At 58.6% G+C, this 16,955-nt stretch carries 16 protein-coding genes; 1 reads left to right on the forward strand and 15 read right to left on the reverse strand.

Features of this window, described 5'->3' with window-relative positions:
• Window positions 1-29: 29 nt before the first annotated feature.
• From DW349_RS14350 to rluD, 4 genes are all read right to left on the reverse strand, one after another.
• Complete coding sequence (locus tag DW349_RS14350) at window positions 30-1,091, reverse strand: LacI family DNA-binding transcriptional regulator (protein ID WP_108123881.1); 1,062 nt, start codon at window positions 1,089-1,091, stop codon at window positions 30-32.
• Between the two features lie 128 nt (window positions 1,092-1,219).
• Window positions 1,220-3,799: an ATP-dependent chaperone ClpB gene (gene clpB / locus DW349_RS14355; RefSeq protein ID WP_108123882.1), complete on the reverse strand. Its 2,580-nt coding sequence runs from the start codon at window positions 3,797-3,799 to the stop codon at window positions 1,220-1,222.
• Window positions 3,800-3,915: 116 nt separating this feature from the next.
• Window positions 3,916-4,650, reverse strand: coding sequence for a peptidoglycan editing factor PgeF (gene pgeF / locus DW349_RS14360; protein ID WP_108123883.1), 735 nt, complete (start codon window positions 4,648-4,650; stop codon window positions 3,916-3,918).
• Window positions 4,647-5,618 carry a 23S rRNA pseudouridine(1911/1915/1917) synthase RluD gene (rluD, locus tag DW349_RS14365; protein WP_108123884.1) on the reverse strand — a complete coding sequence of 324 codons (972 nt, stop codon included), beginning with the start codon at window positions 5,616-5,618 and terminating at the stop codon, window positions 4,647-4,649. The genes pgeF and rluD overlap by 4 nt, the downstream gene beginning before the upstream one ends.
• 65 nt (window positions 5,619-5,683) lie before the next feature.
• Between rluD and DW349_RS14370 the strand changes: the two genes are divergently transcribed.
• A complete protein-coding gene (locus DW349_RS14370) occupies window positions 5,684-6,517 on the forward strand; it encodes an outer membrane protein assembly factor BamD (protein ID WP_157954202.1) in 834 nt (277 codons plus the stop codon).
• 49 nt (window positions 6,518-6,566) lie between these two features.
• Here the strand turns inward: DW349_RS14370 and DW349_RS14375 are convergent, their stop codons facing one another.
• The 11 genes from DW349_RS14375 to ileS form a co-directional block, all read right to left on the reverse strand.
• A complete protein-coding gene (locus DW349_RS14375; RefSeq protein WP_108123885.1) occupies window positions 6,567-7,223 on the reverse strand; it encodes an HAD family hydrolase in 657 nt (218 codons plus the stop codon).
• A complete protein-coding gene (locus DW349_RS14380) occupies window positions 7,220-8,842 on the reverse strand; it encodes an NAD+ synthase (protein ID WP_108123886.1) in 1,623 nt (540 codons plus the stop codon). The genes DW349_RS14375 and DW349_RS14380 overlap by 4 nt, the downstream gene beginning before the upstream one ends.
• A gap of 84 nt (window positions 8,843-8,926) precedes the next feature.
• Window positions 8,927-9,394: a type IV pilin protein gene (locus DW349_RS14385; protein WP_162824647.1), complete on the reverse strand. Its 468-nt coding sequence runs from the start codon at window positions 9,392-9,394 to the stop codon at window positions 8,927-8,929.
• 23 nt (window positions 9,395-9,417) lie between these two features.
• On the reverse strand, window positions 9,418-10,086 hold the full coding sequence (locus DW349_RS14390; protein WP_108123888.1) for a pilus assembly PilX family protein: 669 nt from the start codon (window positions 10,084-10,086) through the stop codon (window positions 9,418-9,420).
• Window positions 10,086-11,081 carry a PilW family protein gene (locus DW349_RS14395; RefSeq protein WP_162824648.1) on the reverse strand — a complete coding sequence of 332 codons (996 nt, stop codon included), beginning with the start codon at window positions 11,079-11,081 and terminating at the stop codon, window positions 10,086-10,088. The genes DW349_RS14390 and DW349_RS14395 overlap by 1 nt, the downstream gene beginning before the upstream one ends.
• A gap of 15 nt (window positions 11,082-11,096) precedes the next feature.
• On the reverse strand, window positions 11,097-11,495 hold the full coding sequence (gene pilV, locus DW349_RS14400; protein WP_157954203.1) for a type IV pilus modification protein PilV: 399 nt from the start codon (window positions 11,493-11,495) through the stop codon (window positions 11,097-11,099).
• A 48-nt stretch (window positions 11,496-11,543) separates the two neighbouring features.
• Entirely contained in the window at window positions 11,544-12,095 is a 552-nt protein-coding gene (locus DW349_RS14405; protein WP_108123891.1) for a GspH/FimT family protein, read from the reverse strand.
• Window positions 12,096-12,217: 122 nt separating this feature from the next.
• Window positions 12,218-13,165: a 4-hydroxy-3-methylbut-2-enyl diphosphate reductase gene (ispH, locus tag DW349_RS14410; RefSeq protein ID WP_108123892.1), complete on the reverse strand. Its 948-nt coding sequence runs from the start codon at window positions 13,163-13,165 to the stop codon at window positions 12,218-12,220.
• Complete coding sequence (gene fkpB, locus DW349_RS14415; RefSeq protein WP_108123893.1) at window positions 13,155-13,595, reverse strand: FKBP-type peptidyl-prolyl cis-trans isomerase; 441 nt, start codon at window positions 13,593-13,595, stop codon at window positions 13,155-13,157. The genes ispH and fkpB overlap by 11 nt, the downstream gene beginning before the upstream one ends.
• On the reverse strand, window positions 13,586-14,107 hold the full coding sequence (gene lspA, locus DW349_RS14420) for a signal peptidase II (RefSeq protein WP_232819259.1): 522 nt from the start codon (window positions 14,105-14,107) through the stop codon (window positions 13,586-13,588). The genes fkpB and lspA overlap by 10 nt, the downstream gene beginning before the upstream one ends.
• Window positions 14,100-16,919: an isoleucine--tRNA ligase gene (ileS, locus tag DW349_RS14425; RefSeq protein WP_108123895.1), complete on the reverse strand. Its 2,820-nt coding sequence runs from the start codon at window positions 16,917-16,919 to the stop codon at window positions 14,100-14,102. The genes lspA and ileS overlap by 8 nt, the downstream gene beginning before the upstream one ends.
• Window positions 16,920-16,955 lie beyond the last annotated feature (36 nt).

Genomic DNA, 16,955 nt, shown 5'->3' on the forward strand with positions numbered 1-16,955 from the left:
TGTCCGTTGGGTTCCTTGGGTTTAGGCTGTCAGGCGGTCAGCGCCGGACACGGAGCCAGAGTGGCTCCCGGGTGGAAGGTGCAAGGCAAAGTCACTTGCATGGCGGCTTTTGCCATGGGTCGTTCCAACCGCGACAGCAACGAAATAAAGGCCTGAAAGCCCATTTCCTCACGCGGGATGGTGAAACCACACCAGTCCAGATTCAGGTCGGTCGGCGCATCGGGCTCGCCGAGCAGACCAATGGTGAAATCGTTCGGTACGTTCAGGCCGCGCGCGGTCAACAAGCGGTACAGCTGCTCGGCCTGGAGAATGTCTTCAACCACGGCGGCGGTGGCACCGGCGGCCAGAACGCTGTCGAGCCAGGCGGCATCCAGTTGATCGGCCTGGCGGCGGTGGCGCAGGGCGGCGTCGCTGTCGATCAGATCGCGTGCCAGCGCATCCTGATAGCCGGCTTCGCGATCGTGGTGGCGCTCAATCGGTTTGGTTTCGCCCAGGTACAGCACGCGGCGATGGCCGTGTTCGCTGAATTGCTCCAGCACATCGAAGGTGGCGCGGCGGTAATCGCCAGCGACATAACTGAGGCTGCGGCCGGGGGCGTCTTTGCGGCCGATGTAGACGAACGGAAAGCCTTCGTCGTCGAGCCGTTGCAGGTCTTCCGGGGCCGGGTTGCGACCGAGCAACACCACGCCATCGGCCAGCGCCAGCCGGTTGATGCCGTCGCTGTAGATGGCGCGCCGGCCGTTCTTGACCGGCGCGGACGTAAACAGCATCAGGTCGTAGCCGTTGGCTTCGGCGGCTTTTTCGACGCCGAGCAGAAACGGCCGGAAGAAGTCGTTCTGTTCTTTGGGAAACACCGCTTCAAAACTGAACAGGCCGATGATGCGGCGCTTGCCGCCAGCCAGTGTCTGAGCCACAACATCGGGCACGTAATTAAGCTGTTTCATCGCTTCGAGCACGCGCAAGCGGGTGTCGTCGCTGACGCGGATGTTGTGGTTGCTCTTGCCGCGAATCACCGTCGACACCACGGCCGGCGACACGCCTGCAAGGCGGGCAACGTCGGACTGGGTGGCGCGTTTACGGGTGTTGGGCATGGCGGCGGTTGGTCTCAATCTGGTTATTGTTGTATCGAGTCAGTCGCGAAGATAAAGCGCTTTATCAAAGCTGTCAAATCGTGACCAAAAAAAACCCGGGCAGAGCCCGGGCTTGGTCGAATGGGCCATTAATGGCCGATGGAGAAGACGATCTGGTCGTCGCGGACGTCGGCTTCGATGGCGTCGCCGTAGCCGAAATCGCCACGCAGCAGCGATTGCGCCAGGCCATTTTCCAGCTCGCGCTGGATGGTCCGTTTCAGCGGGCGCGCGCCGTACACCGGGTCGTAACCGGCGGCGCAGAGTTTGTCCATGGCGGCGTCGGTCAGATGCAGTTTCAGGCCCTGTTCGGCCAGGCGCTTGCGCAGGCTGTCGAGCTGAATGCCGGCAATGCCGCGAATCTGATCTTCCGCCAGCGGATGGAACACCACCACTTCATCGACGCGGTTGATGAATTCCGGCCGGAAATGCTGGCCGACCACATCCATTACCGCCGATTTCATGGTTTCGTAATTCTCTTCGCCAGCCAGCGACTGAATGATGTCGCTGCCCAGGTTCGAGGTCATAACGATGACGGTGTTGCGGAAATCGACGGTGCGGCCCTGGCCGTCGGTCAGGCGGCCGTCGTCGAGCACCTGCAACAGAATGTTGAACACATCCGGGTGCGCCTTTTCCACTTCGTCGAGCAGAATCACCGAGTACGGGCGGCGACGCACGGCTTCGGTCAGGTAGCCGCCTTCTTCGTAGCCAACGTAACCCGGCGGCGCGCCGATCAAGCGGGCGACCGAATGTTTTTCCATGAATTCGGACATGTCGATGCGCACCATGGCGTCTTCGGTGTCGAACAGGAAACCGGCCAGCGCTTTGCACAGTTCGGTTTTGCCGACGCCGGTCGGGCCGAGGAACAGGAAGGAACCGTTCGGCCGGTTCGGGTCGGACAAGCCAGAACGCGAACGGCGTATCGCGTTGGATACCGCTTCGACCGCTTCGTGCTGACCGACCACGCGACCGTGCAGGTTGTCTTCCATGCGCAGCAATTTTTCGCGTTCGCCTTCGAGCATTTTATCGACCGGAATGCCGGTCCAGCGCGCAATAACGTTGGCGATGCTTTCGTCAGTTACCTTGTTGTGCAGCAACTGCATGTCCATCATTTCCGCCTGGCTCGCCATATCGAGCTGCTTTTGCAGGTCGGGAATGCGGCCGTATTGCAGTTCGGACATGCGCGCCAAGTCGCCGGTGCGGCGGGCGTTTTCCAGTTCGACGCGGGTTTGTTCGAGCGCTTCCTTGATTGATTGCGTGCCCTGCACTGCCGCCTTTTCGGTGTTCCAGATTTCTTCCAGATCGGCGTATTCGCGTTCCAGTTGTTCGATGGTGGCGTTGAGTTGGTCGAGCGTTTTTTTGGTCAGCTTGTCGTCGTCTTTTTTCAGCGCTTCGGCTTCGATTTTCAGCTGAATTAAGCGGCGCTCGAGCTTGTCCATGCTCTCTGGCTTGGAATCAATTTCCATGCGAATTCGGCTGGCGGCTTCGTCCACCAAATCAATCGCTTTGTCGGGTAATTGCCGATCGGTGATGTAACGCTGCGACAGTTTTACTGCGGCGATAATGGCCGAGTCGGTAATGGTCACACCGTGGTGTACTTCGTAGCGCTCTTTCAAACCGCGCAGGATGGCGATGGAATCCTCTTCGGTCGGCTCGTTAACGACAACTTTTTGGAAACGCCGCTCCAGGGCACCGTCTTTTTCGATGTGCTGGCGGTATTCGTTCAGCGTTGTGGCGCCCACGCAATGCAGTTCGCCGCGCGCCAAAGCCGGCTTCAGCATGTTGCCGGCGTCCATCGCGCCTTCGGCTTTGCCGGCACCGACCATGGTGTGCAGTTCGTCGATAAACAGAATGATCTGGCCTTCCTGTTTCGCCAGTTCGTTCAACACCGCTTTCAGGCGTTCTTCGAATTCACCGCGGTATTTGGCACCGGCCAATAAAGCACCGAGGTCGAGCGACAGCACCTTTTTATTTTTCAGATTTTCCGGTACTTCGCCGTTCACAATGCGTTGCGCCAGACCTTCGACAATGGCGGTTTTGCCGACGCCGGGTTCACCGATCAATACCGGGTTGTTTTTACGGCGGCGCTGCAATACCTGAATGGTGCGGCGGATTTCATCGTCGCGACCAATGACCGGATCGAGCTTGCCGGATTCGGCGCGCTCGGTCAGGTCGATGGTGTAGCGTTCCAGCGCCTGGCGGCTTTCTTCGGCTTCGGCGCTGTTGACTGTTTCGCCGCCGCGAATGGCGTCGATGGCGGCTTCAATTTTTTCTGATGTGGCACCGGCTTCTTTCAACAGCGTGGCAATGCGTGAACGATCCTGCGCCATGGCCAACACCACCAGTTCGCTGGCGATGTATTGGTCGTCGCGTTTTTGCGCCAGCTTGTCGGCCAGGTTCATCACCCGGCCGAGGTCGTTGGACATGTGCACTTCGCCATCGTGATTTTCGATGCGCGCCAAGCCGTCCAGATAATTGCCCAGCGACTGTTTCAGTTGCGTCAGATTGACGCCGGCCGAATTCAACATCGGTACGATGGACGAGGCTTTCTGGTCGGTCAGCGCCAGCAGCAGGTGCGCCGGTTCAATAAAGTTGTGATCCCGCCCAAGCGCAATGGATTGGGCATCGGAGAGCGCGACCTGCAATTTCGAGGTCAAACGATCAATACGCATGAGGTGTCCTCATCGAGGTTTTTCAATTACCCAAGCAGATAGGGGCACAGGCGGCAATAACAAGCACTTGAACATCGCGCGATTGACCCCGGTCAAGCGCGCGACTCAGTCATCGGCTAATCGTCAGCGGCGATCCAGATCAGGTTCGCCATGCGGCCGGTGCGACCATCGCGGCGGTAGGAATAAAAGTCGTCTGCCTGAACGAAAGTGCAGTCATTGCTGTGATACACGGCGGCGACACCGGCGTATTGCAACCTGGCGGCCGCCAAGGCGGGTAAATCGGCCAGCCATTTACCGGCTTTGGCGGTGGGCATGAAGGCCAACTTGGCATTGGGCCAGTTGATAAAGGCTTCAACAACATCAGCGCCAACTTCAAAGGCGGTCGGACCAATGGCGGGGCCAATACCGCAAAAGACGTTGGCCGGATCGTCAAACTGCGCCAGCGTCTGCGCCAGCACACCGCCAGCCAGACCGCGCCAGCCGGCGTGAGCGATGGCAACCTGGCGGCCGTCGGCTTGCCAGAAAAACACCGGCAGACAATCGGCGGTCATCACACAGGCGGCCAGGCCCGGTTCGGTGCTGAACGCCGCATCGGCAGGTTCGCCGTTGGCGCTGAGGCAGACGTCTTTGACATCGGTGCCGTGCACCTGGCTGAGCCAGCGGATGTCGTTGCAGCCGGGCAAGTGAGTGAGCAGTTGCGCGCGGTTGGCGTCTACGGCCGCTGGCTCATCACCGACGTGATGCGCCAGGTTAAAGCTGTCGAACGGTTTTGCGCTGACGCCGCCATGGCGTTGCGTCCAGGCCAGATGTACGCCTTGGGGCACCGGCCATTCAGGGAAGACGATGCTCATGGCAAGTCCCCTTCGACCTCGGCTTCGAGCAACGCCAGCAGGTCGATCAGATCGTCCGGCAGTTCCGATTCCCAAGCCATCAACTCGCCGGTTTTCGGGTGCAGCAGTTCCAGTCTGACGGCGTGCAACGCCTGGCGGCTGAAGGTGCGCAGGGCGTCGGCGACTTGCGGATGCACGCCCTTTGGCAGCCGATGCCGACCGGCGTACAGTGGGTCGCCGACCAGCGGGTAGCCAATGTGCGCCAGATGCACGCGAATCTGGTGGGTGCGGCCACTTTCCAGTTTGCAGCGCACCAGAGTGTGATTGCGAAAGCGCTCCAGCACGCGATAGTGAGTGACCGCTTCCTTGCCCATCGGCGTGACCGCCATCTTGACGCGTTGCGTCGGGTGACGGCCGATGGGTTCGTCGACGGTACCGCCGCCGGTCATCACACCGCTGGCGATGGCTTCGTATTCGCGGCCCATGGTGCGTTTTTGCAATTGCTTTACCAGCGCGGTGTGCGCCGTCAGGCTGCGCGCTACGACCATCAGGCCGGTGGTGTCTTTGTCGAGCCGATGCACAATGCCGGCGCGCGGAATCTGCGCCAGTTCCGGGTAGTGATACAGCAGGCCGTTCAGCACCGTGCCGCTCGGTGTACCGGCGCCGGGGTGCACGACCAGACCGGCGGGTTTGTCGATGACGATCAGGTCGTCATCGGCGTAGATAACGTTGAGATCGACCGGCTCGGCGTCCCAGCGTTCGTCGGCTTCAAGCAGCGCATCCAGTTGCAGTGTTTCGCCGCCGATCAGCTTGTCTTTGGGTTTGCGCACCTGACCATCGACGCGCAAGGCGCCGTCTTTGATCCATTGCTGAATGCGCGAACGGGAGTGCTCGCTGAATAAGGTGGCGGCAATCTGGTCGAAGCGTTTTTGGCCCAGTTCCAACGGAACTTGCACGCTGTCTTCCAGACGCTCGGCGGATGCGATCATTGGTGCCCTTAGGTGACTGTGGTTACAATGGCCGCCCATTGTACGTCACCGGCCGGATTCAACCCATGCCTTCGTTGTTCACCAAACCTTTGTCTTTGTTCACCCTGGTGATTCTGCTCATCGGCCTGAATGGCTGCGCGCTGTTTCGCAACAACGACGCCGAGTCTGAGCAGGCGCTGTACGAACGCGCGTCCGACTATATAGAAAGCCAGAGTTTCGATCTGGCGATTGATACGCTGGAGCAACTGCAAAACCGTTTTCCGTTTGGCCGCTATGCGCAACAAACGCAGCTGGATTTGATGTATGCGCGTTATCGCAGTCGCGATTTCGCCCAGGCCGTTCTGGACGCCGACCGCTTCACCCGCCTGAACCCGGACTACGCCAGCGTCGATTACGCCTGGTACCTCAAAGGCATGTCTTATTACCGACTGTACGAACAGAACGCCGGCATCACCGGACGCGGCGATCTGGCGCAGCGGTCGCAGCAGGATGGCGAACGGGCGTTCTCGGCGTTGAAGGATTACACCGACCGTTTCCCGACCTCGGATTACCGCGAAGACGCCATCGACACCATGATTCTGCTCAAAGACGCCCTGGCGCGTCACGAGCTGGTGGTGGCCGATTACTACATGCGCCGTGGCGCCTGGATTGCCGCGGCTGAACGCGCCAAGGTTGTGCAGTCGCACTACCCGGGCGTCAGCGCGCAAGGCGATGCGCTGGTGGTGTTGATCGAATCGTACGACGCGCTGGGCCGCGATGAAGACCGCGCCCTGGCGCTGGCCGATTTGCAGGAACAATACCCGGATCATCCGACGCTCAGCAGCGGCCACTACCGCACGCCGTACATCGAGAAGGAACGTTGGTGGGTGAAGTTGCTCACCCTGGGCTGGTTCAGCTGACTTTTATTGAATGAACTGAATCGAACGGAATAAGTCGGTCTGGCCGGCGTCAGCAGACGCAGACCAGACTGGCGCGAATGGCATCCAGCAATTCATCGGGCGTATCGACCAAACGATGCGCACCGCCTTCCAGCAACGCTTCGTTTTCGCCGTAACCCCAGGTCACCCCGATGGCCGTCAGATCGTTGGCGCGGGCCGCTTCCATGTCGTAATGGGTATCGCCGATCATCAGCGTTTCGGCCGGTTTCAAGCCTTCTTCTTTGATCAGATGCGCCAGCAATTCGGGCTTGTGGCCCAGCGCACTGCCCTCGCCCGAACCGTACACTTCGACAAACCAGCGTGACAAACCGCTCAGTTCCAGTAGATGACGCGCTACCGGGCGGTATTTGGCGGTGGCAACAAATTGCTGGCAACCGGCATCGGCCAAGGCGCTCAGCACGGTTTCGACACCGGTAAAGACTGGAATCTGCGCCAGCGTTTCATCGCACAGTTCGCGATAGTGCCGCACGGCGGAATCGACCAGTTCGGCGTCGTTGGTTTGCAGAAACTGCGCGAAAGTCGGGTGAATCGCCGGACCGATGTAAGGCCGCAATTGCGCCATCGACAACGGTTCCAGATCGAACGCCTGACGGGTGCGATTCAAGGCGTCGGCAATGACCGGCATGGAGTCGACCAATGTGCCGTCCAGATCCCAAAGTATGTTCATCGTCCCGGTTTCCACCCTTGTGTAATCGGATAGCGGCGGTCACGGCCAAAGCCTCGTGGCGTGACGCGCACCCCTTCCGGCGCCTGACGGCGCTTGTATTCGTTGATGTCGATCAGCCGCACCACCTTGGCAACGACGTCGCGCTCGAAACCGGCGGCAACGATGGTGTCGAGGCTTTCGTCGCGCTCGACGTAGCGTTCGATGATGGCGTCGAGAATGTCGTAACCCGGCAGGCTGTCTTCGTCTTTCTGATCCGGCGCGAGTTCCGCCGACGGCGGCCGGGTGATAACACGTTCAGGAATCACCTCGCCCTGCGTATTGCGCCAGCGCGCCAATCGGTATACCCAGGTTTTCGGCACATCTTTCAAAGCATTGAATCCGCCGCACATATCGCCGTACAAAGTGGCGTAGCCGACGGCCATTTCGCTCTTGTTGCCCGTGGTCAGCACCATGTGACCGAGCTTGTTGGACAGCGCCATCAAAAACAGGCCGCGCAGCCGCGACTGCATGTTCTGTTCGGTGGTATCGACCAGACGGTCGCCAAACATCGGCACCAAAGTGCGGTGCGCCACTTCGTAGGCGTCGCCGATGGGCAGCACGTCGTAGCGAATGCCGAGTTCTTTGGCTTCGGCCTCGGCGTCTTCCAGGCTCATTTTGGCGGTGTATTGATAGGGCATCATCACCGCCATCACGCGCTCCGCGCCCAAGGCATCGACGGCAATGGCCGCGCTCAAGGCCGAATCAATACCGCCCGATAAACCCAACACCACGCCGGGAAAACCGTTGCGATTCACGTAATCGGCCAGGCCCAGTTTCAACGCTTCGTACAGCGACGCCTCGACGGACAGCACCGGCGCCTTAACCGGCGCAACCACGCGCCAGCCGGCGTCGGTTTTTTCCAGATCGCAGCAATGCAGGCATTCCTGGTAAGCCGGCAACGTCAGACTGATGCGGCCATCGGCTTCGGCAATAAACGAAGCGCCGTCGAACACCAGTTCGTCCTGACCGCCGATGTGATTGACGTAGACGGTCATCATGTCGGTCTGGCGCGAAACCCGGCCGACCTGTTCGTGGCGCTGGGCCTCGCGATCGATGTGATACGGGCTGCCGTTGATGTTGAGGTTGATCTCGGCACCGGCTTCGGCCGCGCGCCGGGCCGGGCCGTCGTACCAGATGTCTTCGCAGATGGTCAGCGCGACCCTGGCGCCTTTGAATTCGAACACACAGGTCTCGTTGGCTTTGGTGAAATAACGCTTTTCGTCGAAAACCTGATAGTTGGGCAAATGCTGTTTGCGATAGTCGGCGATGACGCGGCCGTGATGGATGACCATCGCTTTGTTGTAGAGCTTGCCGGCCTCGCGCTCGGGGTAACCGACCAGCATGGCGATATCGAGTTGCGCCTGCTTTAACCGCTCGATGGCGTCGCCGATGCGCAATTCCAGACTCGGGCGCAGCAGCAAATCTTCTGGTGGGTAACCGGCCAGTGTCAGTTCGGGGAAGACGATCAGGTCGGCGCCGTCGGCCTGCGCCTGACGCGCCAGGTCGAGCACCTTGTCCGTGTTGCCGGGAATGTCGCCCACCGGAAACCGGAATTGGGCCAGAGCAACGCGCAATGTCATCGAGGGCAAACCCTTGTCGCGAGCGGGGCGGTATTGTCCGGCAAAGGCCGGGCCAGAACAAGCCCGGCTCGGGCGGCCTGGGCATTACCAGCAGGGATCGTTGGTGCCGGGCGTATTCTGGCGGCCATCGGTTTGATAGGAGCGTTTGCGGCCAAGGTAGTCGAGCGTGAACAGCGCGCAGTCGGTATCGGCGATCTGCCCGCCTGTCTCTGTGGCGGCCAGAGCGAAACAAGGCACGCCGTTGCAGCTCAGTTGCGATAGCGCCGACCCGGCGGGCAATGCAATCGGCCCGGTCAGGTCGGTCGCCAGATTCAGTTGATAGTTACCCGGCTCCGGGAATTCAGCGCTCAAAGCGTCGGCATAATTGCCCGACTGAGCGCGAGTTTGTTGCAACTCGTTGGCGGCCGACAGCAAGGCGCTGACCGCTTCGGAGCGATGCGCTTGCCGCAACGTCTGTTGAAAGCCCGGCACCACCAGCGCCAGTAACAGACCAAGAATGGACACCACCATCAGCAATTCGATCAAAGAAAATCCGGTTGATGTTCGCGGCATCTTTTCTTCCTTGAACAGATTCATCAGGGCGCAAACAACAACGGCACTTCGCGCCAACTGAGCCGACCGGTTTTCTGACCCACAACTGTCTGCGCCATTAACCGTGCCTCGCCATTCCGGCCGGAGGTGTATGCCGTAAGCCGAAACAACGGTTGCCAATAGGCTGAATCAAAACGATGTTCCTGGTTGCTCGCATCGTGCGAATTCAGTGGCGTAAAGCAGCGCCATTCGACCAACGCCAGAACAGGAACGGTTTCGCCACCGGCTTCGACTTCTATGTCGATGCGTTGATGTCGGTTTGAATCCTGCCAAACCGAACGGTCCTGAAAGATTTCGTTTTTATCCAGACTGGGCGGCAATAAACATTGATCCGGCTGATCGGCATCGATGACATAATTACCGAAGAAACAGCGGCCATTCGCGCAGACCTCGCGGTAGCAGTCGCTCGATGCCACGCGGCACAATTCGCCGGCCGGGTTCACCTCAAAGTCGCCCGCCACGATATCGTTTTCCAACTGCAACAAGGCGGCTTCAACCCACTGGCGACTGTGGCTAAGTTCACCCACGCTGCCGCCCAGTTGCAGTTCCAGCCGAGCTAATTGCATTGCCGCCGTGCCGGCCACACTGAGCACGACCATCAGAATCAACGCCAGTATTAATACCGCGCCTTGTTGTTGATCAGGGCTTCGCATCAGCTTCCCTTATTGCGCAGATAGACACTGGAAGACAGCGTGGCCGACAGAGGCTCGCCATTTTTGAGCGGCGATTCGCTGGTGACGGTGACGTCGATTTCGACACTCACAACCTGGCTAAAATTCAACGTCGCCGAGTCACGAATGTGTTGGGCGTCGACAAAGCGGTCAACCGCATCGTCATCGTTGGTATCGAGGCCATAACGCAGTTGCAGATCGGTAACGCCTTCGACCAGAACTTCGCTGTTGGCGTCGGAATTGATTCGGCCCAGCAAAATCGTTTTAACGTCATCGTCCTCTTGTTCACGAATCGCGTAGGAATGCTGTGTGAACAAATAGAGTCGCGAGTCGGGAGAAAATTGACTGTCACTGCTTGCCGCTGAGGTATCGCTGCAATCGAAATGGCCGCGCAGTTGGTGGGTGCAATTGTCACTGTGAGTTGAGATAGAGGATGACGAGTTTCGGGTCGCCCTGAACAGCGACAATTGACTGCAATCGCTATCGACCACGGCCAGAATTCGGTTGTCGTATTTAGCGTCGATTCGGCTACCAGCGGTCAACGTAAAATCAGTGCTGTCTGCATCTGAGGTTTGGTTACTGATCACCCAGGACGGATCCGACTCCAGAACCGTCAGTGTTAGAACGTCGGTGCCATCGACAACGTCAAAGCCGTAATCCTCAACATTGTTCGAGCCGCTGACGATTGGAAACGGCGGTAAATAATTCGAGCTGTCGGGCGCTACCACATTGGCGATGTTGATCGACGTCCAGTCACAGCCGGCGTGACCAGACTGACGCAGATCCGCTAATACAATGTCTAACGCCAATCGCGCGCTTTCCTGCAGTCGAGTCTGTTGTTGCAGCAACATCTGGCTGCGCTGGGCATCGATTAACAAAGTAACAACGCCACCGATCACCAACAGCGACAGTGCCATAGCGATCAATAATTCCAGCAGACTGAAACCTTGTTGTGTTTCGTCTCTTTGTTGCAACACCATCAGATTCCAACCTCAAAGTTGAGCGAAGAAAACAGACACGGTTTCGCTACCGGGCCATTGAATCAACAGACGCACACTTTCTCCGCTGCGCTCCAGTGTTGCGCTGGCAGCGGGCAACACTTCTTTGAATCGTTGCAGCCAAATGCCCAGGTCGCGTTGCGCAATTTCTGCGGCAGAGCAAACCTGGGTTTCGCACTCAGGTGCAACCGGAACGGGAGTTGATGGGCCAAATTCATAGCGATTGCTACTGAGCGCGTAATCACGATTGGCGCGCATTCGGTCGAATAATTCGTCGGCCAATAAGGCGGCCTGTACTTGTCTGATCGCTTCCTGATTCAAACTCAACGCTCGGCTCTGCAGTTGCGCGAATCCGAGTAAGGCGATGGCTAGAATGGTGATGGCGATGAGCACTTCGATTAGCGTGGCGCCTGTCTGCGAGCTGATTCTTTTCATGAGTCGTTAGCCCACGCAATTTTCAGGTTTTGCGGCGTCAAACCGAATGCGGCCAGTGGGCGAAATCACCACGGCGCTGAGAAATTCGATATCCAAACGGCACACAAAAAATGATCCGTTACTGCCCGACGCCCTGCCTTGTCGGTCAAACAGGACGGCACGATTGAGATTAAAACGAACGGAAACATTCAATGGCGCGTCTTCATAAACAGAGATTAACGGTTCGCCATCCTGATGCTGTTTATCTTCGTTCAGGTCGACAAAAACAAACCAGCCGGGCGTCCAGTCACCACCCGCCGAAGCGCATTGCAAATTATTGGGATTGGCAACAAAGAGATCGGTTGTTGTGCAGACAGCCACCGGCAAACCCAAAGTGCGCGCCTGGGTTCGCGCCAGTGTCAGATGAGCAAACAGATCGTCGCGCAGGCGATTCGCGCTTTGCGTTTGAATTAACGATTGGTAACCGGGCAGCGCCACAGCGGTGAGCAGCGCGAGTAACGCCAGACTTACCAAGAGTTCGATCAGCGTCCATCCGTGCGCTGAATGCCAGCCGTTCATCCGTGTCGGCCCTATTCGTCAGAGGGCCGACAGAGTAACGGAGACGTTTGAGGAAAGGCAGGGTGGCGTGTCGATCAGCGGTCGGCTTTGCCAACCGCTTCAAGTTTTAAGCGGGATTCGAGTTAACCCAAATCCTTCATGCGCAGTTCGCGCGGAATGGAGAAGGTGATGTTTTCCGGAATGCCGTCGAGTTCGATGGGAGTGTCAGCGCCCAAAGCCTTCAAACCATCCAACACCTGCGTCACCAGAATTTCCGGCGCTGAGGCACCGGCCGTCACACCAATGCGCTGTTTGCCTTCAAACCATTTCGCCTGTAACTGGCTGGCGTCATCGAGCAAATAGGCTTCGCAACCCATGCGTTCGGCGAGTTCGCGCAACCGGTTGGAATTGGACGAATTCGGCGAGCCGACCACCAACACAATGTCGCATTCGGCGGCGAGAGTTTTCACCGCATCCTGACGGTTTTGCGTGGCGTAGCAGATGTCGTCTTTGCGCGGGCCTTGAATCTGCGGGAAGCGTTCGCGCAGCGCGTCGATGATGCGTGCGGTGTCGTCCATGGACAGCGTGGTTTGGGTGACGTACGCCAAACGGGATTCATCGCGCACGGGCAGGCTGGCGACATCGGTTTCGTTTTCGACCAGATAAATATCACCACCCTGGCTGTGATCGTACTGGCCCATGGTGCCTTCCACTTCCGGATGGCCGCGGTGACCGATCAGAATGCATTCCATGCCGTCGGCGCTGTATTTGGAGACTTCTAAATGCACCTTGGTAACCAGCGGGCAAGTGGCGTCGAAGACTTTCAGGCCGCGTTTATCGGCCTCGGCACGTACCGCTTGCGAGACGCCGTGGGCGGAAAAGATCACCAGTTGGTCGTCGGGCACTTCGTTCAGCTCATCGACAAAGACCGCGCCGCGCTGGCGTAAGTCGTCGACGACGAATTTGTTGTGCACCACTTCGTGACGCACGTAGAGCGGTGCGCCGTAAAGTTCCAGCGCCCGGTTTACGATGTCGATGGCGCGGTCTACGCCGGCGCAGAAGCCGCGTGGGTTGGCGAGTTTAATGTCCATCCGTCGCGCTCTCTATGGCGAGAATTTCCACTTCGAAGTCCAGCGCTTTGCCAGCCAACGGGTGGTTGAAGTCTACGGTAACAAATCCATCCTCGATGCTGTCAATCACACCGGGTAACTCATTGTTACCGGCGTCGGCAAACGACATCACCATGCCCGGCTCGATTTCTGCGCCAAACTGTTCGCGTTTGAACGTCTGGCGATTTTGCGGGTTGTGCTGACCGAAAGCGTGTTCGGGTTCGACGCGTACAGTGCGGTGGTCGCCCACAGCCAAGCCGAGCAAATGTTGCTCGAAACCTTCGGGCAGATTGCCGTCGCCGATGGTCAGTGTCGCCGGTGCTTTGTCGAAGGTGGAATCTACGGTCTCGCCGCTGGCCAGCCGCAACGCAAAATGCAGCGTGACGGTGGCGTTTTCCTGAATCACATCCATCGTTTTTCACCGCCAGGCATACGGCGACGCTTGTCCAAAAAGAAGGCGTCGATCAACACCATGATGGCACCGACGGTGATGGCGCTGTCAGCCAGATTAAACGCCGGGAAATAGCTGTTGCCCCAGTGCGCGTGAATGAAATCGACAACGTAGCCGAGCGTTACACGGTCGTACAAATTGCCCAGCGCGCCACCGAGAATCAACGCCAGCGCGATCGACAACCAACGTTCGTGACGCTTCAGACGCAGTATCCAGTTGATCAGCAACAACGACACCGCCAGGGCGATGGCGACAAACAGCCAACGCTGCCAGCCGCCGGCCGCGTTCAGAAAACTGAAAGCAGCGCCGCGGTTGTGCAACAACGTGAAGTTGAGCACCGGCAACACCGACACTGGCTGAGCGTAAGCGAGCGTGGCGACGGCGATTGACTTGGTCCACAAATCGGCAGCGATGACCGCCGCCGAAATCAACAGCCAAAATGACTGACGCAGGTTCAATTTGAGCTTAGGCAAAGTGGCGTACCTCGCCGGAACCTGCGACGTTTTCAACGCAGCGACCGCACAGATCCGGGTGTTCGGCATGCTTACCAACGTCAGGACGCTGATGCCAGCAACGCTCGCACTTGGCTTCTTCGGAGGCGACGACGACAACTTTCAGACCTTCGAGTTCGGTCTCAACGGCGTCCGCCGGGGCGTCGTTCAGATCGGCCAGACGCGCTTCGCTGGTCAGAGTAACAAAGCGCAGTTCGTCGCCCAGTTCTGCCAGCGCTGTTTTCAGTTCGGCGTCGCAGTAGAGCGTTACTTCGGCTTTCAGACTGCCGCCAACGCGACCTTCATTGCGCGCCAGTTCCAGTACTTTGTTAACGCCTTCTTTCGCCGCCTGAACCTGTGCCCAGAAGGCGCTATTCATCGGCTCGGTTTCGGACAACGGCAGCAGACCTTCGTACCAGGTTTGCTCGAACACACTCAGGCTGCGCTCGCCCGGCAGGAACTGCCACAGCTCGTCAGCGGTGAAGCTGAGGATCGGCGCAATCCAGCGCACCAAGGCTTCCAGCACGTGGAACAGTGCGGTCTGGCAGGAACGACGCGCCAGTGAATCGGCCTGGGTGGTGTATTGGCGATCTTTGATGATGTCGAGGTAGAAGCCGCCCATATCGAGCACGCAGAAATGATGGATCTTCTGGTACACCTGGACGAACTGATAGTTGTCGTACAGGTCAGATATTTCCTGCTGCAAACGGTAGGCACGGTCCATGGCCCAGCGGTCCAGCGCCAGCATCTGGTCCGGGTCGACCTGATCTTTCGCCGGGTCAAAACCGCTCAGGTTGGAGATAAAGAAACGCGCGGTATTGCGGATGCGACGATAGGCATCGGCGGTGCGGTTCAGAATTTCCTTCGACATCGCCATCTCGCCGCTGTAATCGGTCGCGGCCACCCACAGGCGCATGATGTCGGCGCCCATGGTGTTGAAGATTTCGTCCGGCTCGATGCCGTTGCCCAACGACTTGGACATCTTGTGTCCTTTTTCGTCGATGGTGAAACCGTGCGTCAGCACCTGTTTGTACGGCGCGGTGCCGTTGATCGCGACGGCGGTTTTCAGCGACGACTGGAACCAGCCGCGATGCTGATCCGAACCTTCCAGATACATGTCAGCCGGGTATTGGCCGAGTTCCGGACGCTTGCGCAACACGGTGTCGTGGGTGACACCGGAGTCGAACCAGACGTCGAGGGTATCGGTGACTTTTTCGTACTGATCGGCATCGCTGATGACATCGGCCAGATCGAGTTCCCACCAGGCATCCATACCGCCGGTTTCAACGCGCTGGGCGACTTCTTCGATGATGCGCGACAGTTCCGGATGCAGCTCGCCGGTTTCTTTGTGCGTGACAAAAGCGATGGGCACGCCCCAGGTTCGCTGACGCGAGATACACCAGTCGGGGCTTTGTTCCATCATTGCTTCGATGCGGTTCTGGCCCCAACCCGGCACCCAGCGCACACCTTTGATGGCATCCAGCGCCTGGCCGCGCAGGTTTTGTTTGTCCATGCTGATGAACCATTGCGGCGTGGCGCGGTAGATCAGCGGGGTTTTGGTGCGCCAGCAATGGGCGTAGCTGTGCGTCAGTTTGCCTTCACTGAGCAGACGGCCGTGTTCTTTGCACACTTCAATGATGTGCGGCTCGACTTTATAAACGTGCTCGCCGGCAAACAGCTCGACGTTGTTGCGATAGACACCGCCGTCGTCGAGCGGATTCAGTGTTTCGATGCCGTAGCGTTGGCACACCAGGAAGTCGTCCATGCCGTGATCGGGCGCGGTGTGGACCAGACCCGTACCGGCGTCGAGCGTGACGTGTTCACCGAGCAGAACCGGAATGTCACGCTGATAGAACGGATGATCGAACACCAGCCCTTCCAACGCCTGACCTTTAGCGCGACCAAGCACTTCGGTGTTGCTCAGATTCTGACGCGCCGTCGCCGCTTCCAGCAGACCTTCGGCCAGGATCAGGCGCGCCGGGGCGCCATTCACTTCGGTTTGCACCAGCACATAATCCAGTTCTGGATGCACGGAAATGGCTTGCGAGGCGGGCAACGTCCAAGGTGTGGTGGTCCAGATAACGGCGCCGATTTCGCCCTCGCCTGCGTCGCTTCCAAACGCTTTCAACACCGCAGCCGGATCTTGAGCAGCGTAGCGTACGTCGATGCTGAACGAGGTTTTGTCTTTGTATTCGACTTCGGCTTCAGCCAACGCCGAACCGCCGACAACGCTCCAGTACACCGGTTTAAAACCGCGCACCAGATGGCCGCTGTCGGCGATTTTGCCGAGTGCGCGGATGATGTCGGCTTCGGTTTGATGATTCAGCGTCAGATAGGGGTTTTGCCAATCGCCAAACACGCCCATGCGGATAAAGCCTTTGCGCTGGTTGTCGATCTGACCCAGGGCATAGGCGCGGCATTCGGCGCGGAAGGTTTTGAAGTCAACCTTGTCGCCGGCGCGGCCGATGGTGGTTTCGACTTTGTGTTCGATTGGCAGACCGTGGCAGTCCCAACCGGGCACGTAAGGCGCATCGAAACCGATAAAGCTCTTCGATTTGATGATGATGTCTTTAAGGATTTTGTTAACCGCGTGACCCAGGTGCAGATCGCCGTTCGCGTACGGCGGTCCGTCGTGAAGAATGAACTTGGGGCGACCTGCGCTGGCGGCGCGAATGCGCTGGTAAATGCCGTTTTGCTCCCAATGAGCCAGCATTTCCGGCTCACGCTGGGCCAGGTTTCCGCGCATCGGAAAATCCGTGTGCGGCAGATTCAGTGTCGCTTTGTAATCAGTCATGGAGGTCGGTCACTTCGGTCAATGGGCCTGTCTCAG

It is taken from the genome of Saccharospirillum mangrovi (assembly GCF_003367315.1).
Lineage (GTDB): Bacteria > Pseudomonadota > Gammaproteobacteria > Pseudomonadales > Natronospirillaceae > Saccharospirillum > Saccharospirillum mangrovi.